Annotated in this window: 25 protein-coding genes and 1 pseudogene; 19 read left to right on the forward strand and 7 right to left on the reverse strand. The window is 60.7% G+C overall.

Annotation, left to right across the window (positions count from 1 at the left end):
* Nucleotides 1–76 precede the first annotated feature (76 nt).
* The 3 genes from repC to HJB91_RS24365 all read left to right on the forward strand — a co-directional run bounded on the left by repC (nt 77) and on the right by HJB91_RS24365 (nt 4,363).
* Nucleotides 77–1,369 (forward strand): plasmid replication protein RepC, encoded by a 1,293-nt coding sequence (gene repC, locus HJB91_RS24355; RefSeq protein ID WP_221156015.1) that lies wholly within the window; start codon nt 77–79, stop codon nt 1,367–1,369.
* Nucleotides 1,370–1,642: 273 nt separating this feature from the next.
* Complete coding sequence (locus HJB91_RS24360) at nt 1,643–2,209, forward strand: sugar transferase (RefSeq protein ID WP_221147539.1); 567 nt, start codon at nt 1,643–1,645, stop codon at nt 2,207–2,209.
* Between the two features lie 123 nt (nt 2,210–2,332).
* Nucleotides 2,333–4,363 (forward strand): nucleoside-diphosphate sugar epimerase/dehydratase, encoded by a 2,031-nt coding sequence (locus HJB91_RS24365; RefSeq protein ID WP_210633667.1) that lies wholly within the window; start codon nt 2,333–2,335, stop codon nt 4,361–4,363.
* Here the strand turns inward: HJB91_RS24365 and HJB91_RS24370 are convergent.
* The 3 genes and pseudogenes from HJB91_RS24370 to HJB91_RS24375 all read right to left on the reverse strand — a co-directional run bounded on the left by HJB91_RS24370 (nt 4,360) and on the right by HJB91_RS24375 (nt 6,654).
* On the reverse strand, nt 4,360–5,634 hold the full coding sequence (locus HJB91_RS24370) for an O-antigen ligase (RefSeq protein ID WP_221156043.1): 1,275 nt from the start codon (nt 5,632–5,634) through the stop codon (nt 4,360–4,362). The two genes, HJB91_RS24365 and HJB91_RS24370, sit on opposite strands and share 4 nt — an antisense overlap.
* 332 nt (nt 5,635–5,966) lie before the next feature.
* A pseudogene (locus HJB91_RS30910) lies at nt 5,967–6,216 on the reverse strand (hypothetical protein).
* A 36-nt stretch (nt 6,217–6,252) separates the two neighbouring features.
* Complete coding sequence (locus HJB91_RS24375; protein ID WP_210633670.1) at nt 6,253–6,654, reverse strand: DUF2934 domain-containing protein; 402 nt, start codon at nt 6,652–6,654, stop codon at nt 6,253–6,255.
* 188 nt (nt 6,655–6,842) lie between these two features.
* On the opposite strand from HJB91_RS24375, the gene HJB91_RS24380 reads away from it, so the two are divergent.
* Both HJB91_RS24380 and uxuA read left to right on the forward strand, forming a co-directional pair.
* A complete protein-coding gene (locus HJB91_RS24380; RefSeq protein WP_221156016.1) occupies nt 6,843–7,565 on the forward strand; it encodes a GntR family transcriptional regulator in 723 nt (240 codons plus the stop codon).
* A gap of 44 nt (nt 7,566–7,609) precedes the next feature.
* On the forward strand, nt 7,610–8,797 hold the full coding sequence (gene uxuA, locus HJB91_RS24385; protein WP_221147541.1) for a mannonate dehydratase: 1,188 nt from the start codon (nt 7,610–7,612) through the stop codon (nt 8,795–8,797).
* Nucleotides 8,798–8,854: 57 nt separating this feature from the next.
* On the opposite strand, the gene HJB91_RS24390 is transcribed toward uxuA, so the two are convergent.
* A complete protein-coding gene (locus HJB91_RS24390; protein WP_210633676.1) occupies nt 8,855–9,502 on the reverse strand; it encodes a TetR/AcrR family transcriptional regulator in 648 nt (215 codons plus the stop codon).
* A gap of 136 nt (nt 9,503–9,638) precedes the next feature.
* Between HJB91_RS24390 and HJB91_RS24395 the strand changes: the two genes are divergently transcribed.
* Nucleotides 9,639–10,823, forward strand: coding sequence for an HlyD family secretion protein (locus HJB91_RS24395; protein ID WP_221156017.1), 1,185 nt, complete (start codon nt 9,639–9,641; stop codon nt 10,821–10,823).
* A gap of 24 nt (nt 10,824–10,847) precedes the next feature.
* Nucleotides 10,848–12,431, forward strand: a complete 1,584-nt coding sequence (locus HJB91_RS24400; RefSeq protein WP_210633680.1) for a DHA2 family efflux MFS transporter permease subunit — start codon at nt 10,848–10,850, stop codon at nt 12,429–12,431.
* Nucleotides 12,432–12,513: 82 nt separating this feature from the next.
* Here the strand turns inward: HJB91_RS24400 and HJB91_RS24405 are convergent, their stop codons facing one another.
* Together HJB91_RS24405 and HJB91_RS24410 are read right to left on the reverse strand one after the other, a co-directional pair.
* The gene (locus HJB91_RS24405) at nt 12,514–13,383 is read right to left on the reverse strand and encodes an aldose 1-epimerase family protein (RefSeq protein WP_221156018.1); all 870 of its coding nucleotides are present in this window, start codon (nt 13,381–13,383) and stop codon (nt 12,514–12,516) included.
* A gap of 106 nt (nt 13,384–13,489) precedes the next feature.
* The gene (locus tag HJB91_RS24410; RefSeq protein WP_210633683.1) at nt 13,490–13,816 is read right to left on the reverse strand and encodes a DUF6665 family protein; all 327 of its coding nucleotides are present in this window, start codon (nt 13,814–13,816) and stop codon (nt 13,490–13,492) included.
* A 141-nt stretch (nt 13,817–13,957) separates the two neighbouring features.
* On the opposite strand from HJB91_RS24410, the gene HJB91_RS24415 reads away from it, so the two are divergent.
* From HJB91_RS24415 to HJB91_RS24435, 5 genes are all read left to right on the forward strand, one after another.
* The gene (locus HJB91_RS24415) at nt 13,958–15,580 is read left to right on the forward strand and encodes an ABC-F family ATP-binding cassette domain-containing protein (protein WP_221156019.1); all 1,623 of its coding nucleotides are present in this window, start codon (nt 13,958–13,960) and stop codon (nt 15,578–15,580) included.
* A 220-nt stretch (nt 15,581–15,800) separates the two neighbouring features.
* Nucleotides 15,801–16,328 carry a hypothetical protein gene (locus HJB91_RS24420; protein WP_085781420.1) on the forward strand — a complete coding sequence of 176 codons (528 nt, stop codon included), beginning with the start codon at nt 15,801–15,803 and terminating at the stop codon, nt 16,326–16,328.
* A 98-nt stretch (nt 16,329–16,426) separates the two neighbouring features.
* Entirely contained in the window at nt 16,427–16,591 is a 165-nt protein-coding gene (locus HJB91_RS24425) for a DUF1328 domain-containing protein (RefSeq protein ID WP_003571841.1), read from the forward strand.
* 329 nt (nt 16,592–16,920) lie between these two features.
* Nucleotides 16,921–17,442: a DUF992 domain-containing protein gene (locus HJB91_RS24430; protein ID WP_221156020.1), complete on the forward strand. Its 522-nt coding sequence runs from the start codon at nt 16,921–16,923 to the stop codon at nt 17,440–17,442.
* Nucleotides 17,443–17,518: 76 nt separating this feature from the next.
* Nucleotides 17,519–17,986 carry a GNAT family N-acetyltransferase gene (locus HJB91_RS24435; protein ID WP_221156021.1) on the forward strand — a complete coding sequence of 156 codons (468 nt, stop codon included), beginning with the start codon at nt 17,519–17,521 and terminating at the stop codon, nt 17,984–17,986.
* Nucleotides 17,987–18,046: 60 nt separating this feature from the next.
* On the opposite strand, the gene HJB91_RS24440 is transcribed toward HJB91_RS24435, so the two are convergent.
* Nucleotides 18,047–18,976 carry a LysR substrate-binding domain-containing protein gene (locus tag HJB91_RS24440; protein WP_210633690.1) on the reverse strand — a complete coding sequence of 310 codons (930 nt, stop codon included), beginning with the start codon at nt 18,974–18,976 and terminating at the stop codon, nt 18,047–18,049.
* An 81-nt stretch (nt 18,977–19,057) separates the two neighbouring features.
* On the opposite strand from HJB91_RS24440, the gene HJB91_RS24445 reads away from it, so the two are divergent.
* The 7 genes from HJB91_RS24445 to HJB91_RS24475 all read left to right on the forward strand — a co-directional run bounded on the left by HJB91_RS24445 (nt 19,058) and on the right by HJB91_RS24475 (nt 26,416).
* Complete coding sequence (locus HJB91_RS24445; RefSeq protein ID WP_221156022.1) at nt 19,058–19,963, forward strand: DMT family transporter; 906 nt, start codon at nt 19,058–19,060, stop codon at nt 19,961–19,963.
* A 111-nt stretch (nt 19,964–20,074) separates the two neighbouring features.
* The gene (locus HJB91_RS24450) at nt 20,075–20,848 is read left to right on the forward strand and encodes a DeoR/GlpR family DNA-binding transcription regulator (protein WP_085781425.1); all 774 of its coding nucleotides are present in this window, start codon (nt 20,075–20,077) and stop codon (nt 20,846–20,848) included.
* A 121-nt stretch (nt 20,849–20,969) separates the two neighbouring features.
* Nucleotides 20,970–22,484 (forward strand): glycerol-3-phosphate dehydrogenase, encoded by a 1,515-nt coding sequence (glpD, locus tag HJB91_RS24455; RefSeq protein WP_221156023.1) that lies wholly within the window; start codon nt 20,970–20,972, stop codon nt 22,482–22,484.
* A 42-nt stretch (nt 22,485–22,526) separates the two neighbouring features.
* A complete protein-coding gene (locus HJB91_RS24460; protein WP_210633692.1) occupies nt 22,527–23,624 on the forward strand; it encodes an ABC transporter ATP-binding protein in 1,098 nt (365 codons plus the stop codon).
* Between the two features lie 9 nt (nt 23,625–23,633).
* Nucleotides 23,634–24,704, forward strand: coding sequence for an ABC transporter ATP-binding protein (locus tag HJB91_RS24465; protein WP_210633694.1), 1,071 nt, complete (start codon nt 23,634–23,636; stop codon nt 24,702–24,704).
* A 3-nt stretch (nt 24,705–24,707) separates the two neighbouring features.
* Entirely contained in the window at nt 24,708–25,574 is an 867-nt protein-coding gene (locus HJB91_RS24470) for a carbohydrate ABC transporter permease (RefSeq protein ID WP_210633696.1), read from the forward strand.
* Nucleotides 25,575–25,588: 14 nt separating this feature from the next.
* A complete protein-coding gene (locus tag HJB91_RS24475; RefSeq protein ID WP_210633698.1) occupies nt 25,589–26,416 on the forward strand; it encodes a carbohydrate ABC transporter permease in 828 nt (275 codons plus the stop codon).

Genomic DNA, 26,416 nt, shown 5'->3' on the forward strand with positions numbered 1-26,416 from the left:
CCGCGAATCATAGTCAAGAGTCTTTGGCACCGAATTTGGTGAGCCGTGATCTTTTGCCTTGAAGAAGGCGAAGAAAATGGAAAGCGGAAGTGTGACGACGCCCTTCGGGCGGCGGCCGATGACGTTTGGCATGTTGGCAAACCAGGCCGCTGCCCGAAGGATCGAGCCGGGCCGATCGATTGACAAGTGGAAACTCTATCGCGCCCTGTGCGAGGCCAGACCGCTGCTCGGCATTACCGATCGGGCGCTCTCTATCCTGAACGCCTTGCTGAGCTTTTATCCCAAGGGAGAGCTCTCCGAGGACAATGGCCTGGTCGTCTTTCCTTCGAATGCGCAGCTCTCTTTGCGCGCGCATGGAATGGCGGAGCAGACGATCCGCCGCCATCTGGCGGCGCTGATCGAGGCCGGATTGCTGATCCGCAAGGACAGCCCGAACGGCAAGCGTTACGCCCGCAAGGAGCAGGGCGGGGAGATCCGTGAGGCATTCGGCTTCTCGCTGGCGCCGCTGCTTGTGCGCGCTGACGAGATCGAGCGGCTGGCGGCGGAGGTGGCAGCCGAGCGATTGCAACTGCAGCGGCTCAAAGAGCGCCTGACGCTTTGCCGGCGCGACATCGCCAAGCTCATCGAGTTGGCCGTGGAAGAGGGGGCCTCTGGTGATTGGAGCGGGGTTCACCTGCATTTTCGAGGCGTCGTCGAACGGCTGCCGCGGTCGCCATCCTTCGAGAAGATCGCCGCCGCGCTCGACGAACTGGAACTGCTGCGCGAAGAAATCACCAATCAGTTGGAAATGCAGGTCAAAGCTCCAAATCAAAGCGGCAATGCCCGACATTCTGAGCGGCACATACAGAATTCAAACCCACACTGCATTACTGAACTTGAACCAGGCTTCGAAACGAAGCAGGGAGCAACGGCAGACGACCAATCGGAAGGTTGGGCCGAGCCGATGGCCAGAATAGCGACACATGAAGGGAAGGGCAGGTCCGTGCCGGCTGCAAGCTCAGCCTCGACTGCCGGCGGCGGGCTCAAATCCTTCCCGCTGGGCCTGGTGCTGCAGGCCTGCCCAGAGATCACTGCCTATGGACCGCAGGGCTCGGTGGGCACATGGCGCGATCTGATGGCGGCAGCTGTCGTCGTGCGCTCGATGCTCGGAGTGAGCCCCTCGGCCTATGAACAGGCCTGCGAGATCATGGGGCCTGAAAATGCGGCTACCGTCATAGCGTGCGTGCTTGAAAGGGCAGGGCACATCAATTCCGCCGGTGGTTACCTCCGTGATCTGACCCGCCGCGCCGAAAGAGGCGAATTTGCCATCGGACCGATGCTGATGGCGCTTGTCCGCACCAATTCGCCAATCAGGGGTAAGACTGGATGAGATTGCCATGCGGTTTGCCCGCGTCGGCTTATGGTTAACGAAAGGTGACGGAAATAAACGGGGAGATAACTTCCCGTTAAGTTCTTCTTCCTTTAAGATCAAGAGGTTACAAGATTTTTGATCGGCAAGGCGAGGAAAGGATCTGATCGACGATCGGCTGTCGTTCTCTGGAGAAACGATGCGGTTGGAGTTGACGTGAAATGCCTTTTTGACGATACGGCGCGGTGGCGTATGGCGAAAATCCGCTGAAGAGGCAATGGAAGAAGTACGGCGATGGGCTTGAAACGGGCAGTGGATTTTTTGCTGGCTTTGGTGGCTTCGGTCATCCTCCTCGTTCCGATCCTTGTTGTCGCTCTTTGTGTCCGGCTAACGTCGCCAGGACCGATCCTCTACTGGTCAAAACGGATCGGGCGTTTCAATCAGATCTTCCTGATGCCGAAATTCCGCAGCATGCGCGTCGACACGCCGACCGTCGCGACGCATCTACTCGAAAACCCCGAGCGGTTTCTGACGCCGATCGGGTCGTTTCTACGCAAATCCAGTCTCGACGAACTGCCGCAGCTCTGGTGCATTCTGGGCGGCAAAATGAGTTTCGTCGGGCCGCGGCCGGCGCTCTACAACCAGTATGATTTGATCGAATTGCGGACGGTCCATGGGGTCGACCAACTCCTGCCCGGATTGACCGGATGGGCGCAGATCAACGGGCGGGACGAACTGCCAATTCCGGAGAAGGTGAAATTCGATGTCGAATATCTTGAGCGGCGCTCGATCGGCTTCGACATGCGCATCCTGTTTCTGACGGCCGAGAAGGTCATCCGCCGTAGGGGAATAAAGCATTAAGTTACCTACTTCTGATAGATAAGAGGTGCGGAACACCTTGATTTCCGATTATTTCAGTTGCGCTCGTTGTAGAAAATGACAAGAAGGTGGTTGTCTGTTTGATCCGCGAGACGCTGGGAAGCAATGCCTGAAAATACCCCCACTGAGACGCCACGCTCGGGATGGTTCTTAGTGCCGATGCAGGCGCTTGTCGCCCCTTTGCTGGCCATGCCGCGTGCTGCTAAACGCGCGCTCGCCCTGCTGGTGGATTCCGGCCTTTGCGTTCTGACGATCTGGCTGGCTTATTGCTTCCGCCTGAACGAATGGACGGTGCTAACCGGCGTGCAGTGGTTGCCGGTCTTGGTTTCCCTGTGCATGGCCCTTCCGATCTTCATCGTCATGGGCATGTATCGGGCGATCTTCCGTTACGCCAACATGGCCGCTTTCATTGCCGTTCTGAAGGCCATTGCTATCTACGGCGTCGCCTTCATGACGATCTTTACGGCGCTCAGCGTCCCGGGAGTTCCGAGAACCGTCGGCATTCTTCAGCCCTTCCTGCTGCTGATAGCGATCGGCCTGTCACGGTTGGGGATCCGTTATTGGCTCGGGGATACCTATCAGCGTATTCTTCACCAGAATACGCTCGCCAAGGTGCTGATCTATGGGGCGGGAAATGCCGGACGGCAACTCGCCGGCGCTCTGACGAGCAGCGCCGAACTCAATGTGGTCGGTTACCTCGATGATGATCCGCGCCTCAAGGGCGGCATCATGGGCGGTTTGCCGATCTATGACCCGTCGGATCTTCCGGTGCTCGCTGAAGCACTTGGCGTGCACAACGTGCTTCTTGCTCTTCCATCCGCATCGCGGCAGCGTCGCAATGAAATTCTCGAGCATATCCGTAAAGCCAGGGTGAACGTCCGGACATTGCCGGATCTCACAGCGCTGGCTCAGGGACGAGTCGCCGTTTCCGATATTCGTGAGCTGGAGATCGAAGACCTGCTGGGCAGGGAAGCGGTTGCGCCGCGGCAAGAGCTGCTCGACAAGGCGATGCGCAACAAGGTGGTGATGGTCACGGGCGCCGGCGGCTCTATCGGCGGCGAGTTATGTCGCCAGATTCTGCGCAATGCGCCTTCGAGCCTCATCCTCATAGATCAGAACGAGTTTGCGCTTTATAATATTCATGCCGAATTGCTGAAGCTGGCCGAAGCTTACAAGCATGAGAGCCTGCAGATCGTGCCGATCCTTTGTTCCGTCCGCGACCAGGATCGCATGGAACATATCATGCAGAGCTGGCGGCCTCAGACGCTTTATCACGCCGCCGCTTACAAGCATGTGCCACTCGTCGAACACAATGCCGTGGAAGGCATCAAGAACAATGTCATGGGGACATTGATCACCGCACGTGCGGCAAATAAATGCGGCGTCTCGAATTTCGTGCTGATCAGCACCGACAAAGCCGTGCGCCCGACAAATGTGATGGGCGCCAGCAAGAGGCTGGCGGAGATGGTGCTGCAGGCGCTCGCGGCAGAGCTGACCGCTGATAGACTGCGGACAAACTTCTCGATGGTCCGCTTCGGAAATGTTCTCGGTTCCTCCGGATCCGTCGTGCCGCTGTTCAGGCAGCAGATCAAGGAAGGCGGCCCGGTTACCCTGACGCATCCGAAAATAACTCGCTACTTCATGACCATTTCGGAAGCCTCGCAACTTGTCATCCAAGCGGGTGCCATGGCCGAGGGTGGCGATGTTTTCCTGCTCGATATGGGCGAGCCCGTCCGCATTGCGGATCTCGCCCGCAAGATGGTCGAACTGTCCGGATTGACCGTCCGGGACGTGGATAATCCAGAAGGGGACATCGAGCTAGCCGTTACCGGCCTGAGGCCCGGCGAGAAGCTTTATGAAGAACTGTTGATCGGGGATAACCCCGAGACAACTGAACATCCGCGGATTATGAAGGCGCGCGAGGATTTCCTGTTCTGGGCGGAACTTTCGAAGAAGCTCAACTCGCTCAATGCGTCCTTGGACCGAAACGACATGGTCGCGGCACGGGCGACCTTGGCAGAACTCGTTTCCGGCTATTCCTCAACGGGTGAGGTTTCAGATCTTGCGTTCACCGGCGCCGAAACCAATCCGGAGCAAGAAGATATCAACGCGCTAGCCTCAGGCGCAGGAAATTAGCTTCGAACGACAGCTGCATAGCGTGTACTGCCCCGATCCGCGCAAATAAGAGCGACCATATAGGCGAAGATCGGATCCAGTGCCTTTTGGTTGAACATGATGCCGAAGCTGCCGGTAATAATGTAACTGGTGGTGAGCAGAAGAGCGATCGCCATGGCTAGATCCCGGCCAGGGCCGGGTTCCTTTTTCCACGCACCGATCACGGGCGTCAGCAGCAGCAGTGAAAGCGCCGCGATGCCGACAAGGCCGGCGTCGATTCCCGCTGTGAGAAAGCCGTTATGGACATGGGAATAGGGCAGTTGCGGCCTAAGGCCCTCAGGGACTTCTGCCAGGACAGCAGCCATCCGGTTCTGCGGGCCATAGCCGGTCAGCGGATCCTTGGTGATTGCGGATAAGGCGCCCTTGTAGAGGGCAACGCGCGCGCTCAGCGAGGTGATATCACCATTGGTGCTTTCGAGCGACGACAGATTGTCCTGGAGCTCACGGACGCGATAGACAACCTGGTCGCTGCCCAGGGCGAGAAGTCCCAGCAGCAATACCGAGCCGGTGATGGCGAGGCTGCGCAGACTGATATGAAATCGGTTTTTGGGAAAATACCAGAGAAAGATGACGAGCTGGACGGGGATGACCAGCCAGGCCGAGCGCGTTCCGGAAAGCAGCGCGCAGCCGAGACCCGCGGCATACCCCAATATCGCGATCTTTTGCTCCATGCTTTTGGGAGATTGAATATTGAGTAGCGCGACGCCGCCGAAAAGCACGCCGATAACGCCGAGCAGCGCCGCGTTCGAGGTTCCCGCCTCCGCCCTGGGCATCAGGAACAAGACTTGAAGCAGGCTGAAAAGGAAAGTAACAATCATCCCGAGGCCGGCGGCGAGGATAAAGAGCGGCACAAGGCGGCCATCGGGAGATTGACGCATACGCGGCAAAATCAGCCAGATCGAAAAGAACGGCAGGAGCCGGAAAATCCAATCCAGTTCTTCCGAGAAAGGCGGATTGACGAATATGCTGACGATCATCACCACCGGGTAAATCGTCATGCAAATGGCAACCACCAGATCGGACTTCGACAGGTTCAGAGGACAGCGGGCTCTTGCCAGACAATAGAGGCCCGATAGCATCGACCCGAGGAGAATGAAGGAATTGAAGTTCGGCGAAAGTCCGGGCAGGATTGCAAAGAGAACGACCGCAATGCCGTTGGTTCGATCAAGCGCGCTTCCAGATCCGTTTCCAGGATGAAGTACCGCAATCACGAGTTGCCTGAAATAGTTCACTTTGGTAGCCCTGAGGTGTTGCTTTCCAGCCTCGCTAAGGACGGTTGCCACCACTGTCAAGCCGTGAACGCGGGCAGAACCCGTGCTTTTTGCACTGTCGTATTCCGGCAACAGCAAGCCCGGATGCACTTTGCTCACTTGGCAATGGGCCGCAATAGCTTGCTATAGCAAAGCCGTGCCGATCGGAAAACACGTTTGAAGTGCGATCGAGAAGCTTTGTCATCGTGCGGCGCGATCCGGCCCATGGGGACACCTTTCGAGCACGACCTTGACCTCCCATCATCACCGAGTATCGGGCGATTTGTCAAAACTAACATCGTTGAAGTCTGCAGCTACCGCCAATATAGGCGCGAGTTTTCCACCGATGACCGGCCGAGGAGATAACCGAACCCGAATGCGACAATACCTATAGTGAGCAACAATGCGCTTGCGGTCTGCGGGTGGTTTCTTGCCCCGGCCGTGACTGCATAGACCTCGCGTTTCACCCCGCTGGCCGCCGATTGGGCAACCTTGGCCAATCCTTCCGGGCGGCTCGACGGGTGTGCCGGTGAATCCGGCGTCCAAGTCTCTTTTATCGACCATGTCGGGACCTTTCCTGCATTGACTCAAGACTGCAATTTAATCCTGCTCGCGTGTGCCGGGTGAGGCTTCGCGTTGATCGGCGTCTTCGAGATCCGTCTTGACCAGGAACGTATCGCTATGTTCGCGCGAGGCCTCTCGCAACGCTTCGAGCTTGGGAGGATTGTCGGCCTCGCCATGCCGCGTATCGAGCTCTTGTTCGGCGCGGGTCCAATGATCCTGATGCCTGCCCTCCGGCCTGCCGTCCTTCTCCCACAGCACGTATGCTCTTTTGCGGATCTCCTCCTCGCGGCCAGCGGCCGGAGAATCGGTGCGCTGCCCGACGGTCTGGTGTGCCGCTTGCCGCGCCATCTTCCCTTTCCGCGCACCGGCGGGGGAGGAATCCTTCAGCCGCGTGTCGTCAGTCGTGCCTTCACTTCTTTTGCGTACCGGGTTCTTCATCGGCGCCTCCTTGATTGGATCTCAACCAATTCGGCTGATCTAAGTTCCAACCAAGAGACGCGGCCAGCATCGAAACGGCGGTTGAAACGACGCGGAACCTCAAAATGTAAGCCAGTTCCTCCGCAGCTCTTGGCAAGGCGCTGAGGCTGATATACTAGTATGTCAGAACGCCACCACCGGTCTTGAGTATGCGGCAGTCCCCAGAAGCCGAAGCGCCTGCTGTTCCGATTTCCCAAGGAGTCGGTCCGAAGTTGCGACGCGTCACCACGGCCGGCGCCATCTACGAACGGCTCTATGCCGACATCGTCTCGCTCAGGATGCCGCCTGGCCTGTTGCTGCAGGAGAAGCGGATTGCCGAGGATTTGAGGGTCAGCCGCACGCCGGTGCGCGAGGCACTGCTCAGGCTCTCCGAAGGCGGGCTGGTCGACATCTATCCGCAGTCGGGCACGGTCGTATCGCGTGTGCCTGTCGCGTCGATCCCGGAGGCGGTGGTCGTGCGCAAGGCGCTCGAAGGTACAACCGTCGAGGCTGCGGCCGAAACCGCCAGCGCTGCCGATATTGCCCATCTGGACGCCATCATCTCCCGGCAGCGGTCGCATGCCGCGGTCGGCAACGCCTCGAACTTTCATGAGGAGGACGAGGCCTTTCACGAAGCGATTGCTGAGATAGCAGGTTATCCCGGCATCTGGGCGATTCTGAAGACGGTCAAGGTGCAGATCGACCGGGCGCGGCGGCTGGCGCTGCCGGCGCTTGGGCGGATGGACAATGTGATCCGCGAACACATCGTCATTCGCGACGCGCTCGTCGCCCATGATGCCACGGCTGCGCGCGGCGCGATGATCCATCACTTGAGCGCCGTCATTCCCGATGTCGATGAGCTACGCTCGCGTTACCCCGATTATTTCTGCTGACGGCAGGATCACCACGAAACGAAGAGTCGAGGGAAGGAAGAAAGATGCGACAGGGTTGGAGATGGTTCGGACCGGAAGCGCCGGTGACGCTGGATGATGTCCGCCAGACGGGCGCCACCAATATCGTCTCATCGCTCCATCAGGTGCCGATTGGCAGGGCCTGGACGGAGAAGGAGGTGCGCGAACGCCAATCGCTGATCGAGACGACGCCAGCCGACCGCTCGCCGCTCGTCTGGTCGGTCGTCGAAAGCATTCCGATCCCCGATGCCATCAAGCGCAGGGGCGGGGAGGCGAAGGCCGAAATCGAGGCGTGGATCGCAAGCCTCGAAGCGGTCGCCGCCTGCGGCATTCCGATCGTCTGCTATAATTTTATGCCCGTCGTGGACTGGACCCGCACCGAACTCGATTTCGTGACGCCGACCGGGGCCACCGCGATGCGCTTTGATCATGAGCGTTTCGCGGCCTTCGATCTTTTCATTCTGGAACGGCCGGATGCGGCACGGGACTATGCCGATGCAGATCGGGAACGGGCGCGCATCGTCTTCGAGGCGATGTCGGAGGAGGAGATCGCCGAGATCACCCGCATCATCACATCGGCTCTGCCGGGTTCGACCACCGAACCTCTGACCATTCCGGCCTTCCGGGAAAAGCTTGTCGCCTATCGCGGTATCGATGCCGCAAGGCTGCGCCGGCACCTGATCGAATTCCTCGAGGCGGTGACGCCGGCCGCCGAAGCACGCGGCGTCAAGCTGACGCTGCATCCCGACGATCCGCCGCGGTCGCTGTTCGGTCTGCCGCGCATCGCCTCGACGGCCGATGATTATGCTGCTCTCTTCGATGCGGTGCCGTCGAAGGCGAACGGCATGTGCTATTGCACCGGCAGCCTTGGCGTGCGCGCCGATAACGATCTGCCGGCGATCGCCCGCCGTTTCGCCTCACGGATCTATTTCGCCCATCTTCGCGCTACGACGAGAGAGGGCGATGGCCGAACATTCCATGAAAGCGCGCACCTGGAGGGCGATGTCGACATGGTTGCCGTTCTCCGGGAACTTGTCACGGAAGACCGCCGCCGTGGCGCTCAAGATACCATCGTCTTCCGCTCGGACCATGGCCACCGCATGCTCGACGATCTCGACAAAACAGTCACGCCCGGCTACCCCGCCATTGGCCGCATGCGCGGCCTTGCCGAGCTTCGCGGCATCCTGCATGCACTGGATGCCCCGCCGACCTGAGGGCATTGGCGTCGCTTGGCATAGAAAATCATTGCGCTCTGGAGCCCAAGCGACACTTCAGAGCGCGCAACCCTTCAGGAACAGATCCGTGCACATCTTCGCCCTTGCGGCGATCTCCTTGATCCCCGGCGGCTGTTGCTGGCGCAGCATCGCTGCACGCTGTGGCTCCATGATCATCATCCCACGGAGCATCCCGCAGGCGGCATGTGGATCGTCGAGTGCGATCAGCCCGCGATCGATCTGTCTACGCAGCCAGTCCTCCATCAGCGCGTTGGTCCTGACGATCGCTTTCTCATAGAAGGTCGTGGCGATCTCGGGAAAGCGGTCGGACTCGCTGATGACGAGCCGAGTCACGGTGATCGTGTCCAGCGAGAGCGTCAGCATGCCATAGGCCATCAGCATGCGCTCCAATCCTTGCCTGAGGTCCAATACCGCAAGCGTTCCGGGATCGAGCGACATGAGGAAGCGCCCCGTCCGCTCGATGATCATCTCGGAAAACAGATCCGCCTTGGTCGGAAACAGCCGGTAGAGTGTCTTGGTCGAGACACCAGCCCCTTGCGCGATCGCGGCGATGCTTGCCGCGGCATAACCATTCTCGTGGAACTGCCGGTTAGCCGCCTCGATGATCACGCTTCTCGTATCGTCGTCGCAGCGGACTTGCGGTCGTCCTCGCGGTCTCTTCTCGATTTCGTGATTTTGGACCATGACTATTTTCCAAATTCTTGTTGACACCGATTTTATAAAGCATATTTTGGAAAATAACAAGTTTCCAAAAGTGGAACTGACATGAATTTAGAGGCCGCAGCCGGTAGCGACAGCGACCAGTAATAGGAGAAAGGCAATGTCCATCAGTACGCTGCAGGCCCTGAACAACAACGCGCCTGTCACCGAAACCACGGCGGAGGGCGCGCCGGCAACCCTTGATAACGGCAACACGTCACGCATCGTCGAAGCTGCCGCCGTTTTGGAGCATCCCGCCCCCAAGCGCCGTGGCCGCGGACTGTTGCTGGGCGCGACCGCCATCGCCCTGATCGCCGCCGCCAGCTATTACGGCCATAGTTACTGGACCTTCGGCCGCTTCGAGATTTCCACCGACGACGCCTATGTGAAGGCCGACAATACGACTGTCGCACCAAAGGTTTCGGGCTACATCGCGGAAGTGCTCGTCGGGGACAACCAGGTGGTCAGGGCGGGTCAGCCGCTCGCACGCATCGATGATCGCGATTTCCGTGCCGCTCTCGATCAGGCCAAGGCCGATGTCGCCGCCGCCGAGGCGACGCTCAACGCCAAGCAGGCGTCGCTGGATATTCAGCAGTCGACGATTGCCGCAGCCCGCGCCACGGTCGAGGTCGACAAGGCAAACGAGACCTTCGCCGAACAGAACAACAGGCGTTACGCCAATCTCGCCACCAATGGTTATGCGCCAGTTCAGACGGCACAACAGGCCGCTTCCGCCATTGCCGCCGCCCAGGCAACCATTGTTCGCGACAACGCTGCGCTCGACGCCGCCGTCAAGCAAGTCGACCTTCTCAATGCCGAACTCGCCCAGGCGAAGGCGACGCTCGCCCATGACCAGGCTGTCCAGCATCAGGCTGAACTGAACCTCTCCTATGCAGAGATTACCGCCCCTGTCGACGGCACCGTCGGCAACAGGACGCTGCGGGTCGGCCAGTATGTGCAGGCGGGCACCCAGCTGATGTCGGTTGTACCCACGAGCGCGATCTATGTGATCGCCAACTACAAAGAAACGCAGCTGACCGATGTTCGCGCCGGCCAGCCGGTGGATATCGAGGTCGATACTTTTCCAGGCCGCATCTATCGGGGCCATGTCGATAGCCTTGCTCCGGCAAGCGGCCAGGAATTCGCGCTTCTGCCTCCCGACAACGCGACCGGCAACTTCACAAAGGTCGTTCAGCGCATTCCGGTCAAGATCGTGCTCGACGGCGAAGCCGCCAATGGCGACTTGCGACCCGGCATGTCCGTTCAGCCGAGCATCGACACCAAGGCCGATGCCGGCCGCAGTTAGGCGCGGGGATTAGGAGATCGCGTCATGTCCACTACCGCAGCAACAGCCGCCCCCATATCGCAGCCGGGCGCCGGCACCAAGGAATGGATCGCCGTTCTCGCCGGCATGATCGGCGCCTTCATGGCGATCCTCAACATCCAGATCACCAATGCCTCCCTCCTCGACATCGAGGGCGGCATCGGAACGGGCGTCGACAACGGCGCATGGATATCGACCTCCTACCTGATCGGGGAGATCGTCGTCATTCCGCTGACGGCCTATTTCAGCAATGTCTTCTCGTTTCGCCGCTATATCCTCGTCAATTCCATTCTCTTTCCGCTATTTTCGATGGCTTGTGCCTTCGCGCATGATCTCGGCACGATGATCCTGCTGCGCGGCCTGCAGGGCTTTGCCGGTGGCGTATTGATCCCCATGGCCTTCACCATGGTGCTAACCAAATTGCCGAAGACCCAGCAGCCGCTGGGGCTCGCGATCTTCGCGCTGTCGGTCACTTTCGCCCCGGCCATCGGCCCGACGATCGGCGGCTATCTGACGGAGAATTATGGCTGGCAGACGATCTTCTTCATCAACACGATCCCGAGCCTCATTATGGCGGCCGCTCTCGCCCTGACGCTGGAAAAGCAGCCGATGCAGCTCCACCTTCTGAGGGAAGGCGACTGGGCCGGCATCTTCACCATGGCCGTCGGCCTCTCGGCGCTGCAGACCGTGCTGGAGGAAGGCAACAAGGAAGACTGGTTCTCTTCGCCCTTCATCGTCAAGCTCAGCCTTGTCGCCTTCGTCTTTCTCGCCGTCTTCATCTGGATCGAGCTGACGGTCAAGAAGCCGCTGGTAAAGCTGCGGCTGCTCACTCAGCGCAATTTCGGCATCGGCGTGCTGGTCAACGTTCTGGTCGGCGTCGCGCTCTTTGGCACAGTCTATATCCTGCCGCAATATCTCGGCCAGGTGCAGCGTTATAATGCCGAGCAGATCGGCAACGTACTCGCCTGGACCGGCCTGCCGCAGCTGTTGCTCATTCCGCTGGTGCCTGTTCTCATGAAGCGTTTCGACGCCCGCTATATCGGCTTCCTCGGTATCTCGATCTTCGCGATCAGCTGCTTCATGAACATCATGCTTTCGGCTGACAATGCCGGCGACCAGTTCTGGATCCCGAATATTGTCCGTGCCGTTGGCCAGGCCCTGGTGCTGACCCCGATCACAGCCATTACGACGGCCGGCATTGCTCCATCAGATGCCGCCGCCGCCTCTGGCCTGACCAACATGCTGCGCAATCTTGGCGGCGCGGTCGGCACCGCCTCTCTCGGCACCATCCTGACGAAGCGCGAACAGTTCCATTCCAATATCATCGGCCAGTCGATTACGCTGAGCCGTGACGAAGTTCGCGATCGCCTGGGCAAGCTTACCGGCTACTTCATCCAGCATGGCGTCACCGATCCGGCTGTTGCATCGCAAAAGGCGGTCGTTGCGATGGGTCAGATCGTCAAGCGCCAGGCATTGATCTTGGGCTTCAGCGATACTTTCGCTATCATCGGCGTGGTGCTTGCAGTGGCGGCATTTGCCCTGCTCCTCACCAAAAAGCCTCAGGCCGGCGCCGGTGCGGGCGCCCATTGAAACCCGGCGGACGCCGCAGGAAGATCCTCCGTAGGGAAAGCCCCCTTTGCCGTCATGCGAAGGGGGGCTTCACACGTGAACGCTAATGGCCGATCTCGACCGTGAAGGCGAAACGCGCAACAGCGCCCGGTGCAAGCAGCGTCGTCGAGGGCCGCTTCGACAACTCGCTCGATGCTCCGGCTTGCGCAGCCGTGCCATGCCATGGCTCGACGCAAAGGAAGGGCGCGCCCGGCTTGGTCCAGAGAGCGAGGTTGGGCAGGTTTTCAAAGCGGAACCGCAGGATTGGCCCGCCTTCGGCCCCGTAGCGCAGCCCTTCGCCCGCACCCTTGGGGAAGATCATCGCATCCTGCTCGAAAAGCGCGTGATCCAGAACCAGACGTCCGGCATGAAACGGCGAAGGCAGCGCTGGGGGATTGATAAGGCCGCCCGCCAGCCGCACGAGTTCCGGCTCGCCCTGATTGTCGAGCGTGATGATGTGGGCGCGTCCGGTAGCGCCGGGCAGCGGCCAGGCGAAGGCGGAGTGGAATCCAAGCCCGAAGGGCATCGTCTTCCGGTCGCGGTTGGTCACCTCGGCGCTGACCGTCAGCGCCCGGCCTTCCACCGCATGCTCCACGGCCAGCAGGAATTCGAACGGATAGACCGCCCGGGTACTCTCCGAGGCGGCAAGCTCGTACCGACACATCGTTGCCGCGGATGCCGCGAGGGAAAACTCGCTGCGGCGGGCAAAACCATGCTGGGCCATCGGATAGATCGTGCCGTCGATTGCGATCTTGTCGTCCGGGGCCTTGCCGACGATCGGAAACAGGATCGGCGAACGCCCGGTCCAGAAGGCGGCGTCGCCCGTCCATAGCCACGAGCGTCCGTCGCTTGATTTAAGTGCCTGCATCTCGGCGCCGAGGGAGGAGACATCGACGGTGAGGTCCTGATTGCCGATCCGGATTGAGGCTGGCATCGCAATTTCTCTTTCGTAGGTTGGTACCAAGTCATCTCATTTCCGCACCGTTAGTTTCGACTCAATCGGTGAGGGTGGTAATCACACGCAAGCTGGCGCTCATTCGTTACTTCCGTATCGCGCCCAACCTTGCGATCACTTCGTTCGGAATTCCGTAGCGCTGAATGGCGTCGCGGTTATTTTTCATTCCGCAGATTTCACGCTGGATGAAGAATGCCCAGACCGCGTCGGAGGCGTCATTGAGAAGTCTCTCGCGCTCCGCACTTTGGCGTTCGCCGGTCCAGGCTTTCAAGGCGGCGAGGGCCGCCTCCACCTTCAGCCCGTGACGCCCGAGTGAATCGGCGCGCTCCGACATCAGCTCGTATTCGAGGACGCTGAGGCCGTTCCTATCCTCCTGGGATTGTCTGAAAGACTGCGGGGGCCGAACGCTCATGGGCACGGATTCCTTATCAGCGTAGGCGACAACCTTATCCAATCCGGTCTTTGAGATCGAGAGGGCAGGGGAACGGACCTTTCCCGCCATTTCCCGGCGTGGTAAGGGCGCCGTAACTTTCTTTCAGGCCCATAGCAGACCATGATTCGTATCGAGAATATCAGCAAGCAGCTCAGCCACCGGATCCTCTTCATTGAGGCGTCGGCCGCTCTTAACAAAGGCGAGAAGATCGGCCTCGTCGGCCCGAACGGCGCCGGCAAGACGACGATCTTCCGGATGATCAACGGTGAAGAGCAGCCCGACGAGGGACAGGTCTCCTGCGAGAAGGGCGTCACCATCGGCTATTTCGACCAGGACGTCGGCGAAATGTCAGGCCACAGCGCCGTCGCCGAAGTGATGAACGGCGCCGGGCCGGTCAGCATCGTTGCCGCTGAACTGCGGGAGCTGGAGGCGGCCATGGTCGACCCCGAGAGGGCCGGCGACATGGAGGAGATCATCGAGCGCTACGGCGAGGTGCAGGCGCGTTACGAGGAGCTGGACGGTTATGCGCTCGACGGGCGCGCCCGCGAAGTGCTTGCGGGCCTGAGTTTCAGCCAGGAGATGATGGACGGTGACGTCGGTGCGCTGTCGGGCGGCTGGAAGATGCGCGTGGCGCTTGCCCGCATCCTGCTGATGCGTCCCGACGTCATGCTGCTGGACGAACCGAGCAACCACCTGGATCTCGAAAGCCTGATCTGGCTCGAAGAGTTCCTGAAGGGTTATGAGGGGGCGCTGCTGATGACCTCGCACGACCGCGAGTTCATGAACCGCATCGTCAACAAGATCCTCGAGATCGACGCCGGCTCGCTGACCTCCTATTCCGGCGACTATGAATTTTACGAGCAGCAGCGGGCGCAGAACGAAAAGCAGCAGCAGGCCCAGTTCGAGCGCCAGCAGGCGATGCTCGCCAAGGAAATCAAGTTCATCGAGCGGTTCAAGGCGCGCGCTTCGCATGCTTCGCAGGTGCAGAGCCGCGTGAAGAAGCTGGAGAAGATCGACCGGCTGGAGCCGCCCAAGCGCCGTCAGTCGGTCGCGTTCGAATTCCAGCCAGCGCCGCGCTCCGGCGAGGACGTGATCAGCTTAAAGAACGTCCATAAGAAATATGGCAGCCGAAGCATCTATGAGGGGCTGGATTTCATGGTACGGCGGCGAGAACGCTGGTGCATCATGGGCATCAACGGCGCCGGCAAATCGACGTTGCTGAAGCTGGTGACGGGCACCACGACGCCCGACGAAGGCAGTGTCGCTCTCGGCGCCAGCGTCAAGTTGGGCTATTTCGCCCAGCATGCGATGGATATTCTCGATGGCGAGCGCACGATCTTCCAATCGCTGGAAGATCGCTTTCCCCAGGCAGGGCAGGGGCCTTTGCGCGCGCTCGCCGGATGTTTCGGCTTTTCCGGTGACGATGTCGAGAAAAGGTGCCGGGTGCTGTCGGGCGGCGAGAAGGCCCGGCTGGTCATGGCTATGATGCTGTTCGACCCGCCGAACCTGCTCGTGCTCGACGAGCCGACCAACCATCTCGACCTCGACACCAAGGAAATGCTGATCAAGGCGCTCGCGCAATATGAGGGCACCATGCTCTTCGTATCCCACGACCGGCATTTCCTAGCTGCGCTCTCCAACCGCGTGCTGGAACTGACCCCGGAGGGCGTCCATCAATATGGCGGCGGCTATACGGAATATGTGGCGCGCACGGGTCATGAGGCGCCTGGCCTGCGCAGCTGACGGCTATTTTTCCGGCGGCACGGCGAAACCATTGAAATCGAAACGACCAGCAGAGCGCGTCCGCATATTGTTGGACGGCCGGCGCTTTATCGGCGGTTGTGAAAGCCGTTTATGTGAACGAAGAAGAGCGCCGGCCGACATTGCCGGCGCTCTGCCACGATGATGACCCATTTCCATGGTGTTCGGGCCTTCTTCAAACAATCGGGGCGGGCACATCAGCATGGACTGGATCAATCGTCATATCGATCAGCCGTTATTGAACGGCGCGGCAGGCTTGCTGCGGCAGTGGCACATTCGTACACGGCAGTCGCCGGAGCTGCTGGAGCCGACGTGGAACCTTGTCGTGCTATCCTTTCTCCTTATCGCGAGCGGACAGGTCATGACGGGCAAGCCTTTCGCGCTCAGCATTGCCGCGCTGATCATGCTGGCCCTGCCTTCAGCCAAGAAGTTGCTTTCGGCGGTCAAGGCAGGGGGAAGCGCCTATGGCGCCCGGGAATACAAATCGTCAAGGGCGCGCGCCGTCGCCAAACGGGAGGCGGAATGGTCGGTGCGGATCATCGTGCTGTTTTCATCCGCCTGCCTTCCGTTCATCGCCCGCATCGATGATCCGGTGGGCGCCTGTTTCATGCTCGGGGCAAGTGTCTGGTTCGTGCTGACCGGGCCGCTCAAAACTTACCTCGATGCGGCCGAACCTCCCGAACCGACCGAGGGCGACCGGATGTACAGCGGCGTCTTTCATTTCGGCTGAAAGCCGCCGATGCGACGTTCCATCGGCCGGCCATGAGAGTGAGGGAACCAAACCGGGCGGTCGCCGTTATCTCCGCAGCAACGTAAAAGGAGATTGCGATGCTTTACTACGCTCTGGTGTTTCTCGTTGTGGCCTTGATTGCCGGCGTCCTCGGATTTGGCGGCATTGCAGGGGCTTCAGCTTCCATTGCCCAGGTTCTGTTCTTCATTTTCCTGGTGTTGTTCGTCGTCTCGCTTGTCATGCGCTTCATGCGCAGAGTATAGTGAAGATGGTTCAAGTATAAAAGCCCGGTGATAATTATCGCCGGGTTTTGCTTTCCTTGATGGTCCCGCAGTGGTCGGTGAAACTCGCTTCGAGCGAATGTGCTTTTCGTGCAACCATCCCTAACAAGATCGTGAAAGACTGCATGCTGGTCGCATGTGCCTTCGAAATGTCCCAATGGGGCTGAACCGTGGGGCTGTCGCTTGCGCCTTCCCACGCGCTTTGACACGCGACGCGAAAACGGCGCCGTCCGGGATTGCACTGCGGTCCCCTCCGATATCCGGTGCCGCCAGCCGGGTGGTTCCCGTCACGATTTGAGAAGGAGAGACTTATGAAAAAAACTCTTGCGGCGGCGTTTGCCGCGGTATCGTTGACGTTTTTCGGCGCGGGGGCGGCCAATGCCGCCGACCCTGTCACCAGAACCTATGAAGAGCCGGACCTGCGCAATGGCGTAAAGATCGGTTATCTCACTTGCGATATCGGCGGCGGCACGGGATATGTGCTCGGTTCGTCCAAGGAAGCCGATTGCGTCTTTCAGTCAATTGTCGGCAATGAGCTTTTCGATCACTACACCGGCGAAATCCGAAAGCTTGGCATCGACCTCGGCTTCACCACGCGGAGTCGCTTGATCTGGGCGGTGTTTGCGCCGACGGCTGGTTATCATCGTGGGTCGCTCGCCGGACTTTATGTCGGCGCCAGCGCAGAGGCGACGGTCGGCGCCGGCGTCGGCGCCAACCTCCTGGTCGGTGGCACCTCCGGTTCAATCCATCTGCAGACGGTCAGCCTGACGGGCCAGCTCGGCCTGAATGTCGCGGCCGGCAGCGCGTCGATGACACTGACCCCGGCGGATTGACGGGTTTTGTCGCCCCCTGCCGCGACGCGGCGGGGGCGTCACGAGATTATTGGGCTGGCTTGCTGGCGACGAAACGATGGATATCCGAATTGCAACGCCGGGCGAGGATGAGATCCTGGTCGGCCACTATCTGAAAATCTGGGACAGCTATGGCACGCCGCCGGAACATTACAGGCCGGATGCGGCGGCGCGGATATTGGCGTTTTTGAGAAGCGGTCGCCAGGAGCGACGCCTCGCCTCGTTCCTCGCCGTTGTGGACAATGAAATTGCCGGTTCCGTATCTTGTCAGCTGCACCAATCGCCGTTTCCGGAAGTCATTCGGCCGGAGCAGCGGTTGCACGGTTATATCTGGTCCGTCTATGTCGCCGAGGCTTTCCGCCGGCGCGGCATTGCTTTGGCGCTGACGAACAGGGCCGTTGATTATCTGAAATCCATCGGCTGCACGACTGCCGTCATTCATGCCTCGGATGTGGGGGAGCCAGTCTATCGCAGCGCCGGCTTCGAGCTGGCGAAGGAAATGCGCCTGAAGTTTCCTGTGGAGTGAGCCGCATAGCCGAAGCGCCTACACACGGCTGAGGCATGTGCGCGGCGGCGCGTTTTCTGTTTACGCTTTCGGCTTGCCGGGCGCGATAAAGGCGTTGATCGCCGTCTCGTCATGGCCGGCTTCGCGTAGGAAGCGGCTGGCGAATTCGATGGCAGGACTTCTCAATGCATCGTCCGGCCGGATCAGGTGAAAAGCGACATGGGAATCGAGGGTGCGCTGTGACACTGCGACGACGCGCCCGGCGGCAAGCGCAGCATCCGACAACGGCGGCCGCGCAAGCGCAATGCCGAGCCCTTGCGCGCAGGCATCGACCACCAGATTGTAATCTTCGAAGCGTCGGTCCTGGCCACGCGGCGTATAGTCGACGCCCTCACGCGCTAGCCAGCGCCGCCAGCCCTCGATATTGGAGTCGTGAAGAATCGGCAGATCGAGCAGCGAAAGCGCATCCGAGCGTTGCCCGAGTCGTGCTGCCATTGTCGGTGAGGCGATCGGAAAAGATTTCTCCTGCCACAGCGGCAGGGCGCGCACGCCCGCCCATGGTCCCTTGCCGCAGCGGACGGCAAGGTCCGTGCCTTCGCCGAAGTCCGCCAGGCGGTGTTCGAGCGTCAATTCGACATGCAGCTCATTTCCTTCGAGCTTTGCCAGGCGCGGAAACAACCATAGAGAGGCGACGGACGGAGTAACGGAAAGGCGCACCACCGCCTTGTTCGGCCGTGGCAGCCAGCGCTCGCCGGTGTTCCCGAGCAGGGAAAGAGCTTCCTCGGCACGTGCGAAGAACCGCATGCCCTCCGGGGTGAGGCGCACACCGCGAGCTTCACGCGCGAAGAGCCGCACGCCCATCCAGCGCTCGAGCCGCGAGACCTGCCGCGATACGGCGCCATGGGTGATCCCGCTTTCCTCGGCCGCGGCCGAAAACGATCCGAGCCGAGCGGCGCGGGCAAAGGTCTCGAGCGTATCGAGCGGTGGGAGCACTGGCGAGCTGTGAACCATGCGCACATTTGATCATCGATTGCGGTGCTTTTCAAGCATGTATCGAAGCCCTAATTCGTTGTCGCACGCACAGAGGCGAAAATGAGCATGGCGGCAAGCGCACCGGTTTCGGCAAAACAGCAAGGCGGCTTCGATCTGATCGCCTTTGCGGCGATTGTCGTCACCATTCTCTTCTGGGCCTCTTCCTTCGTGGTGATCCGTATCTGTCTCGGGCCGCTGACGCCGATCGAACTGGCAACGGCGCGTTATGTGGCGGCAGGCGTCCTCGCCCTTGTTTATCTCGCCATCTACCGGCCGATGCCGGAAAAGCGTGAATTCGTCCGCCTCTCGGTCGCTGCCGTCCTCTTCATCGCCGCCTATGCGGTTCTCCTGAACACCGGCGAGCAGACCGTGGCGGCGGGGCCGGCGAGCTTCATCATTAATACCATGCCCGTCTTCACCGCCCTGATTGCCACATTCGCGCTCGGCGAGCGTTTCGGCCGCTGGGGCTGGGTTGGCACCGCGGTTTCCTTCGGCGGCGTGGCGCTGATCGCCGTCGCCTCCGACGGCGGCTTCACGCTCGATCCGAACGCTGTGCTGATCCTCGGTGCGGCGCTCTGCTCGGCGATCGCCAGCGTGTTGCAGAAACCGCTGCTCGCTCGCCTGCCGGCGCTTGCCGTCACCGCCTGGATCCTGCTGATCGGCTCCGTGCCACTGTTTCCGGCCGTCCCGGCGACGATCCGCGCGCTGGCGGCGGCGCCGGCAGAGGTCAATTGGGGCGTTGCCTATCTCGTCATCTTCCCGACTGCGATCGGCTATCTTACCTGGGCCATCGCCTTGAAGCGGCTGACGGCTGCGCGCGCCTCGAATTTTCTCTACGGCGTCCCGCCGGTCGCAACGCTGATCGGGTTCGTCGGGCTGGGTGAGACGCCGACCGCACTGGGTGCTGCCGGCGGCGTCATGGCGATCCTTGGCGTGCTCGTGGTCAACGTGATGCGGAAACGATAACCGTATCGCGCTGCCGCCACGTTCGGAGTGCCGCAGTCGGGCAACTGACAAATAGGCATTGCGCCGCCGTTCGCTTTCTTTAAAAACGAAAGCAGAGCGAAAGGGGCGCGGATGTTCTTGACCGACCGACAAACTGAAATCGTGGCGATTGCGAAATCGAGCGGCAGGGTCCTGGTCGAGGAGCTCGCCTCCCGCTTCTCGGTGACGCCGCAAACAATCCGCAAGGATCTGAACGATCTCTGCGACGCGCAGGTGCTGACGCGCATTCATGGCGGCGCGACATTTCCGAGCGGAACGGAGAACGTCAAATACGAGGCGCGGCGGCAGATCGCCGCTTCGGAGAAGCAGGCGATCGGTATGGCGGCAGTCGAGCTGATCCCGAGCGGAGCCTCGCTTTTCATCAACATCGGCACGACGACCGAAGCGGTGGGCGAGGCGCTCGCCAATCACCACGAGCTGATGGTGATCACCAATAATATCAACGTTGCCAACAGGTTGCGTCTCTTTCCGGCCATCGAGGTGGTGATCGCCGGCGGCGTCGTGCGCGGCTCGGACGGCGGCATCGTCGGCGAAGCGGCGGTCGACTTCATCCGGCAGTTCAAGGTCGATTATGCCGTCATCGGCGCATCGGCAATCGATATTGACGGTGCGCTCCTCGATTATGATTTTCGCGAAGTGAAGGTCGCGCAGGCGATTATCGCCAATGCCCGGCATGTCATCCTCGTTGCCGATTCGACGAAATTCGAACGCACCGCGCCGGTCCGGATCGGCCAGCTTTCCCAGGTCCATACCTTCATCACCGACCACTGTCCGGTGCCGTCCATCCGCAATCTCTGCCTCGAAAACAATGTGAAGCTGATCGAAACGAGCACCAGATCGCGCTAGGTCACGCGAATGGAACAAACATTCGTTTGACATTCGCATTCCTTTCGTTTTAACTGTTATCACTTTCGCAATCGCGCAAGTTTTGTGCGATGCGAAATCAGCAGTGGGCTCGGAGGGGCAATTGGGCCGGGAGATACACGACATATTCGTCATTGGCGGCGGCATTAACGGCTGCGGCATTGCGCGCGATGCCGTCGGGCGCGGCTATTCCGTCGCGCTGGCGGAGATGAACGATTTTGCCTCCGGCACGTCGTCCGGCGCCACCAAGCTGATTCATGGCGGCCTGCGTTATCTCGAGCATTACGAGTTCCGGCTGGTGCGCGAATCGCTGATGGAGCGCGAGATCCTCTGGGCGATGGCGCCGCACATCATCTGGCCGCTGCGCTTCGTATTGCCTTATCACAAGGGCGGCATCCGCCCGGCCTGGCTGATCCGACTCGGCCTCTTCCTTTACGATCATCTCGGCGGCCGCAAGCTGCTGCCGGCGACGTCGGTACTCGACATGCGCAAGGACCCGGCCGGCAAGCCGCTGAAGGCGCTGTTCACGAGGGCGTTTGAATATTCCGACGGCTGGGTCGATGATGCCCGCATGGTCGTGTTGAACGCCCGCGACGCAGCCGACAAAGGGGCGGCCATCCTGCCGCGCACCAAGGTGGTGTCGGCGCGGCGCGAGAATGGTCTCTGGCACATTGAAACGACCGATACGGTGACTGGCCGCAATGACAGCCATCAGGCCCGCATGCTGATCAATGCCGCCGGTCCCTGGGTCGATCATGTCATCCGTTCCGCCTTCGGCCAGAACGAGGCCCACCACGTTCGTCTCGTTCAGGGTAGCCATATCGTCGTCAGGAAGAAGTTCGACGACCCTCGTGCCTATTTCTTCCAGAATCCTGACAACCGCATCATTTTCGCCATTCCCTATGAGGGCGATTTCACCCTGATTGGCACCACCGACCGCGACTACACCGCCGATCCCAAGGACGTCCGGATCTCCGAGGAAGAGACCGTCTACCTCTGCAACGCGGCTTCGGAATATTTCAAGGAACCGGTGCGGCCGGAAGATATCGTCTGGACCTATTCGGCGGTCAGGCCGCTTTATGATGACGGCGCCTCGAAGGCGCAGGAGGCGACACGCGATTATGTGCTGAAGCTGGAAGCCGAAGGCGGGGCTGCGCCGCTGCTCAACGTCTTCGGCGGTAAGCTCACCACCTATCGCCGGCTTTCCGAGCATGCGCTGGAGAAAATCGGTGCCGCGATCGGGGTCAAGGGCAGCCCGTGGACGGCAAAGAGCCATCTGCCGGGCGGCAATTTCGCGGTCCAGGGTTATGAGGGCGAAGTCGCCAAGTTGAAGCGGCGTTACCCCTTCCTTGCCGATCCGCATGCGCGCCGGCTGGTGCGCCGCTACGGCACCAGGGCCGAGACGCTGCTCGGCGATGCCCGCGGCATTGAAGACCTCGGGCAGCTGTTCGGCGCCGATCTTTACGAAGCCGAGGTCAAATACCTCGTCGAACATGAGTGGGCCCGGCACGCCGAAGACGTGCTGTGGAGGAGAACAAAGGATGGTCTGCGCCTTTCGAAGGAACAGGCTCAGTCACTGGAGGAGTACATGGCTGCCATACCGGCGATGGCCGGATAAGGTGGCGTGTGGTCCCCGCTGCGTGGAGGCACGGGAATCGGAATGCTGGAACTGCGAAACGCCGCCAAGATGGTGGGCGCGGACTATCATATCTATCCGACCGATCTGGTCCTCGAGCGCGGCACGCTGAACGTCCTGCTCGGGCCGACGCTGTCGGGCAAGACGTCGCTGATGCGGCTGATGGCCGGGCTCGACCGTCCGACCGCCGGCTCCGTCCGTTTCGACGGCGCTGATGTCACTGGCATGCCGGTGCAGAAGCGCAATGTCGCCATGGTCTACCAGCAGTTCATCAATTATCCGGCGCTGACCGTATACGAGAACATTGCCTCGCCGATGCGCATATCGGGCAAGGATGCCGCCACCATCGACCGCGAAGTGCGCAAGGCGGCCGAGCTTCTGAAGCTCACGCCCTATCTTGATCGCACGCCGCTCAACCTGTCCGGTGGCCAGCAGCAGCGCACTGCGCTGGCGCGCGCGCTCGTCAAGAATGCCAGCCTCGTGCTGATGGACGAGCCGCTTGCCAACCTCGACTACAAGCTGCGTGAGGAATTGCGTGAAGAGCTGCCGAAGATCTTCGCCCAATCCGGCGCGATCTTCGTCTATGCCACGACCGAACCGTCCGAAGCGCTGCTGCTCGGCGGCAACACGGCGACATTGAACGAAGGCCGGGTGACCCAGTTCGGGCAGACGATCGATGTTTACCGCCGGCCTGCCGACCTCGCTACCGCCGGCATCTTCGCCGACCCGCCGCTAAACACGCTCGACGTCACCAAATCCGGCAATGCCTTTACGCGTCCGGGCGGGGCAGCCCTTCCGGTTCCCCCGCATCTGGCCGTCGTGCCGGACGGGCCGGTGACGGTCGCTTTTCACCCGCATCATCTCGGCTTCAAGCCGCAGACGGGTGACGCGGCCTGCCTGCAGGCGCGCACGCTGGTTTCGGAGATCACCGGTTCGGAGAGCTTCGTTCACCTGGAATATGATGGCGTGCGCTGGGTAATGCTGGCGCACGGGATTCACGACATCGATCCCGACATGGAGATCGAGGCCTTCCTCGACATGCGCCACCTCTTGGCCTTCGGCGCCGACGGCCGCGCCATCGCTTCGGCCGGCCGCGATGCCGCAACGACCGGAAAGGCATAGGAGAGCACAATGGCACGCATTACGCTCGACCATATCCGCCACGCCTACGGAGCCAATCCGCAGACGGAGAATGATTATTCGCTGAAGGAAGTCGACCACGAGTGGAACGACGGCGGCGCCTATGCGCTGCTCGGTCCTTCCGGCTGTGGCAAGACCACGCTGCTCAACATCATCTCCGGTCTGTTGCAGCCTTCGCATGGCCGCATCCTCTTCGACGGCAAGGATGTGACGAATCTTTCGACGCAGAGCCGCAACATCGCGCAGGTCTTCCAGTTCCCTGTCATCTACGACACGATGACCGTTTACGACAATCTCGCCTTCCCCCTGCGCAACCGCGGCGTGGCGGAAGCCGATGTCGACCGGCGCGTGCGCGACATTCTCGAAATGATCGACCTTGCCGGCTGGGCCAAGCGCAAGGCGCAGGGGCTGACGGCCGACCAGAAGCAGAAGATCTCTCTCGGCCGCGGCCTGGTGCGCAACGACGTCAACGCCATTCTGTTCGACGAGCCGCTGACCGTTATCGATCCGCATATGAAATGGGTGCTGCGCTCGCAGCTGAAACGGTTGCACAAGCAGTTCGGCTTCACCATGGTCTACGTCACCCATGACCAGACCGAGGCGCTGACTTTCGCCGAGAAGGTCGTCGTCATGTATGACGGCCAGATCGTTCAGATCGGCACGCCCGCCGAACTCTTCGAGCGGCCGAGCCACACCTTCGTCGGCTATTTCATCGGTTCGCCGGGTATGAACGTCATGCCGGCGCAGATCGACGGCAGCGCCGTCAAGGTCGGAGACGAGGTGCTGGCGCTCGATTACGCGCCGAAGACTGCAGGTAGCTCCAAGACCGAGCTCGGCATCCGCCCGGAATTCATCCGCCTCGGGCGGGAAGGCATGCCGATCACCATCACCAAGATCGAGGATATCGGTCGACAGAAGATCGTGCGCGCTCGCTTCGCCGGCCAGCCGATTGCGATCGTCGTGCAGGAGGATACGGACATCCCCACGGATGCTCGCGTCACCTTCGATCCGTCCGCCATCAGCATTTACGCCGACAGCTGGCGTGTCGGCAGGGAGGCCTGAGCCATGCAGAAGACGTGGAACAACAAAGCCTGGTTTCTGGTCCTGCCGGTGCTGTTGCTCGTGGCCTTCTCGGCCGCCATCCCACTGATGACCGTGGTCAACTATTCGGTGCAGGATACGTTCGGCAACAACGAGTTCTTCTGGGCAGGTACCGACTGGTTCGTCCAGACGCTGCATTCCGACCGCTTCTGGGAAGCGCTCGAGCGCAACCTGCTCTTCTCCTTCATCATCCTGGCGCTGGAAATTCCGCTCGGCATCTTCATCGCGCTCAACATGCCGAAGAAGGGTATCGGCGTTCCGGTCTGCCTCGTTCTGATGGCGCTGCCGCTGCTCATCCCGTGGAATGTCGTCGGCACTATCTGGCAGGTCTTCGGACGTGTCGATATCGGCCTCCTCGGCCATACGCTCGAAGGGCTCGGCCTCGATTACAACTATGTCCGCGATCCCGTCGATGCCTGGGTCACCGTCATCGTCATGGATGTCTGGCACTGGACGAGCCTCGTCGTGCTGCTCTGCTATGCCGGCCTCGTCTCGATCCCCGACGCCTATTATCAGGCCGCCAAGATCGACGGCGCCTCGCGCTGGTCCGTATTCCGCTACATCCAGCTTCCGAAGATGAAGCGGGTGCTGCTGATCGCCGTGCTCCTGCGCTTCATGGACAGTTTCATGATTTATACCGAGCCCTTCGTCGTCACCGGCGGCGGCCCCGGCAACTCGACGACCTTCCTGTCCATCGATCTCGTGAAGATGGCCGTCGGCCAGTTCGATCTCGGCCCCGCCGCGGCGATGTCGATCATCTACTTCCTGATCATCCTGCTGCTGTCATGGATCTTCTACACGGTCATGACCAGCAGCGACGCCAACGCCTGAGAAAGGAGAGATCCATGGCTGCGACAATGAAATACAAGCCCGCCGGAAATTTCTCCTGGGTGGTCACGACGCTCTACATCGTCTTTCTGCTCCTGCCGATCTACTGGCTGATCAACATGAGCTTCAAGGAGAATGCCGAGATCACCGGCGCCTTCTCGCTGTGGCCGCAAAACCCGACGCTCCGGAACTACGCCGTCATCTTCACCGATCCGTCCTGGTATAGCGGTTATATCAACTCCATCATCTACGTGGTGATGAACACTGTTATCTCGGTGCTTGCGGCGCTGCCGGCGGCCTATGCCTTCTCGCGCTACCGGTTCCTCGGCGACAAGCACCTGTTCTTCTGGCTGCTGACCAACCGGATGGCGCCGCCCGCCGTCTTCGCACTGCCCTTCTTCCAGCTCTATTCCGCCTTCGGCCTGATCGACACGCACATCGCGGTGGCGCTCGCCCACTGCCTGTTCAATGTGCCACTGGCAGTCTGGATCCTCGAAGGCTTCATGTCTGGCGTGCCGAAGGAGATCGATGAAACCGCCTATATCGACGGCTACTCCTTCCCGCGCTTCTTCGTGAAGATCTTCATGCCGCTGATTGCGAGCGGGATCGGTGTCGCCGCCTTCTTCTGCTTCATGTTCTCCTGGGTCGAACTGCTGCTGGCCCGCACGCTGACGACGACCGCGGCAAAGCCGATCTCGGCGATCATGACACGCACGGTTTCGGCGGCCGGCATGGACTGGGGCGTACTGGCGGCAGCCGGCGTGCTGACCATCATTCCCGGCGCGCTCGTCATCTATTTCGTTCGCAATTACATCGCCAAGGGCTTTGCCCTGGGCCGCGTCTGA

Origin of the sequence: Rhizobium sp. NLR10b (assembly GCF_019685435.1) — a bacterium.
In the GTDB taxonomy this organism is placed as follows: Bacteria; Pseudomonadota; Alphaproteobacteria; order Rhizobiales; family Rhizobiaceae; genus Rhizobium.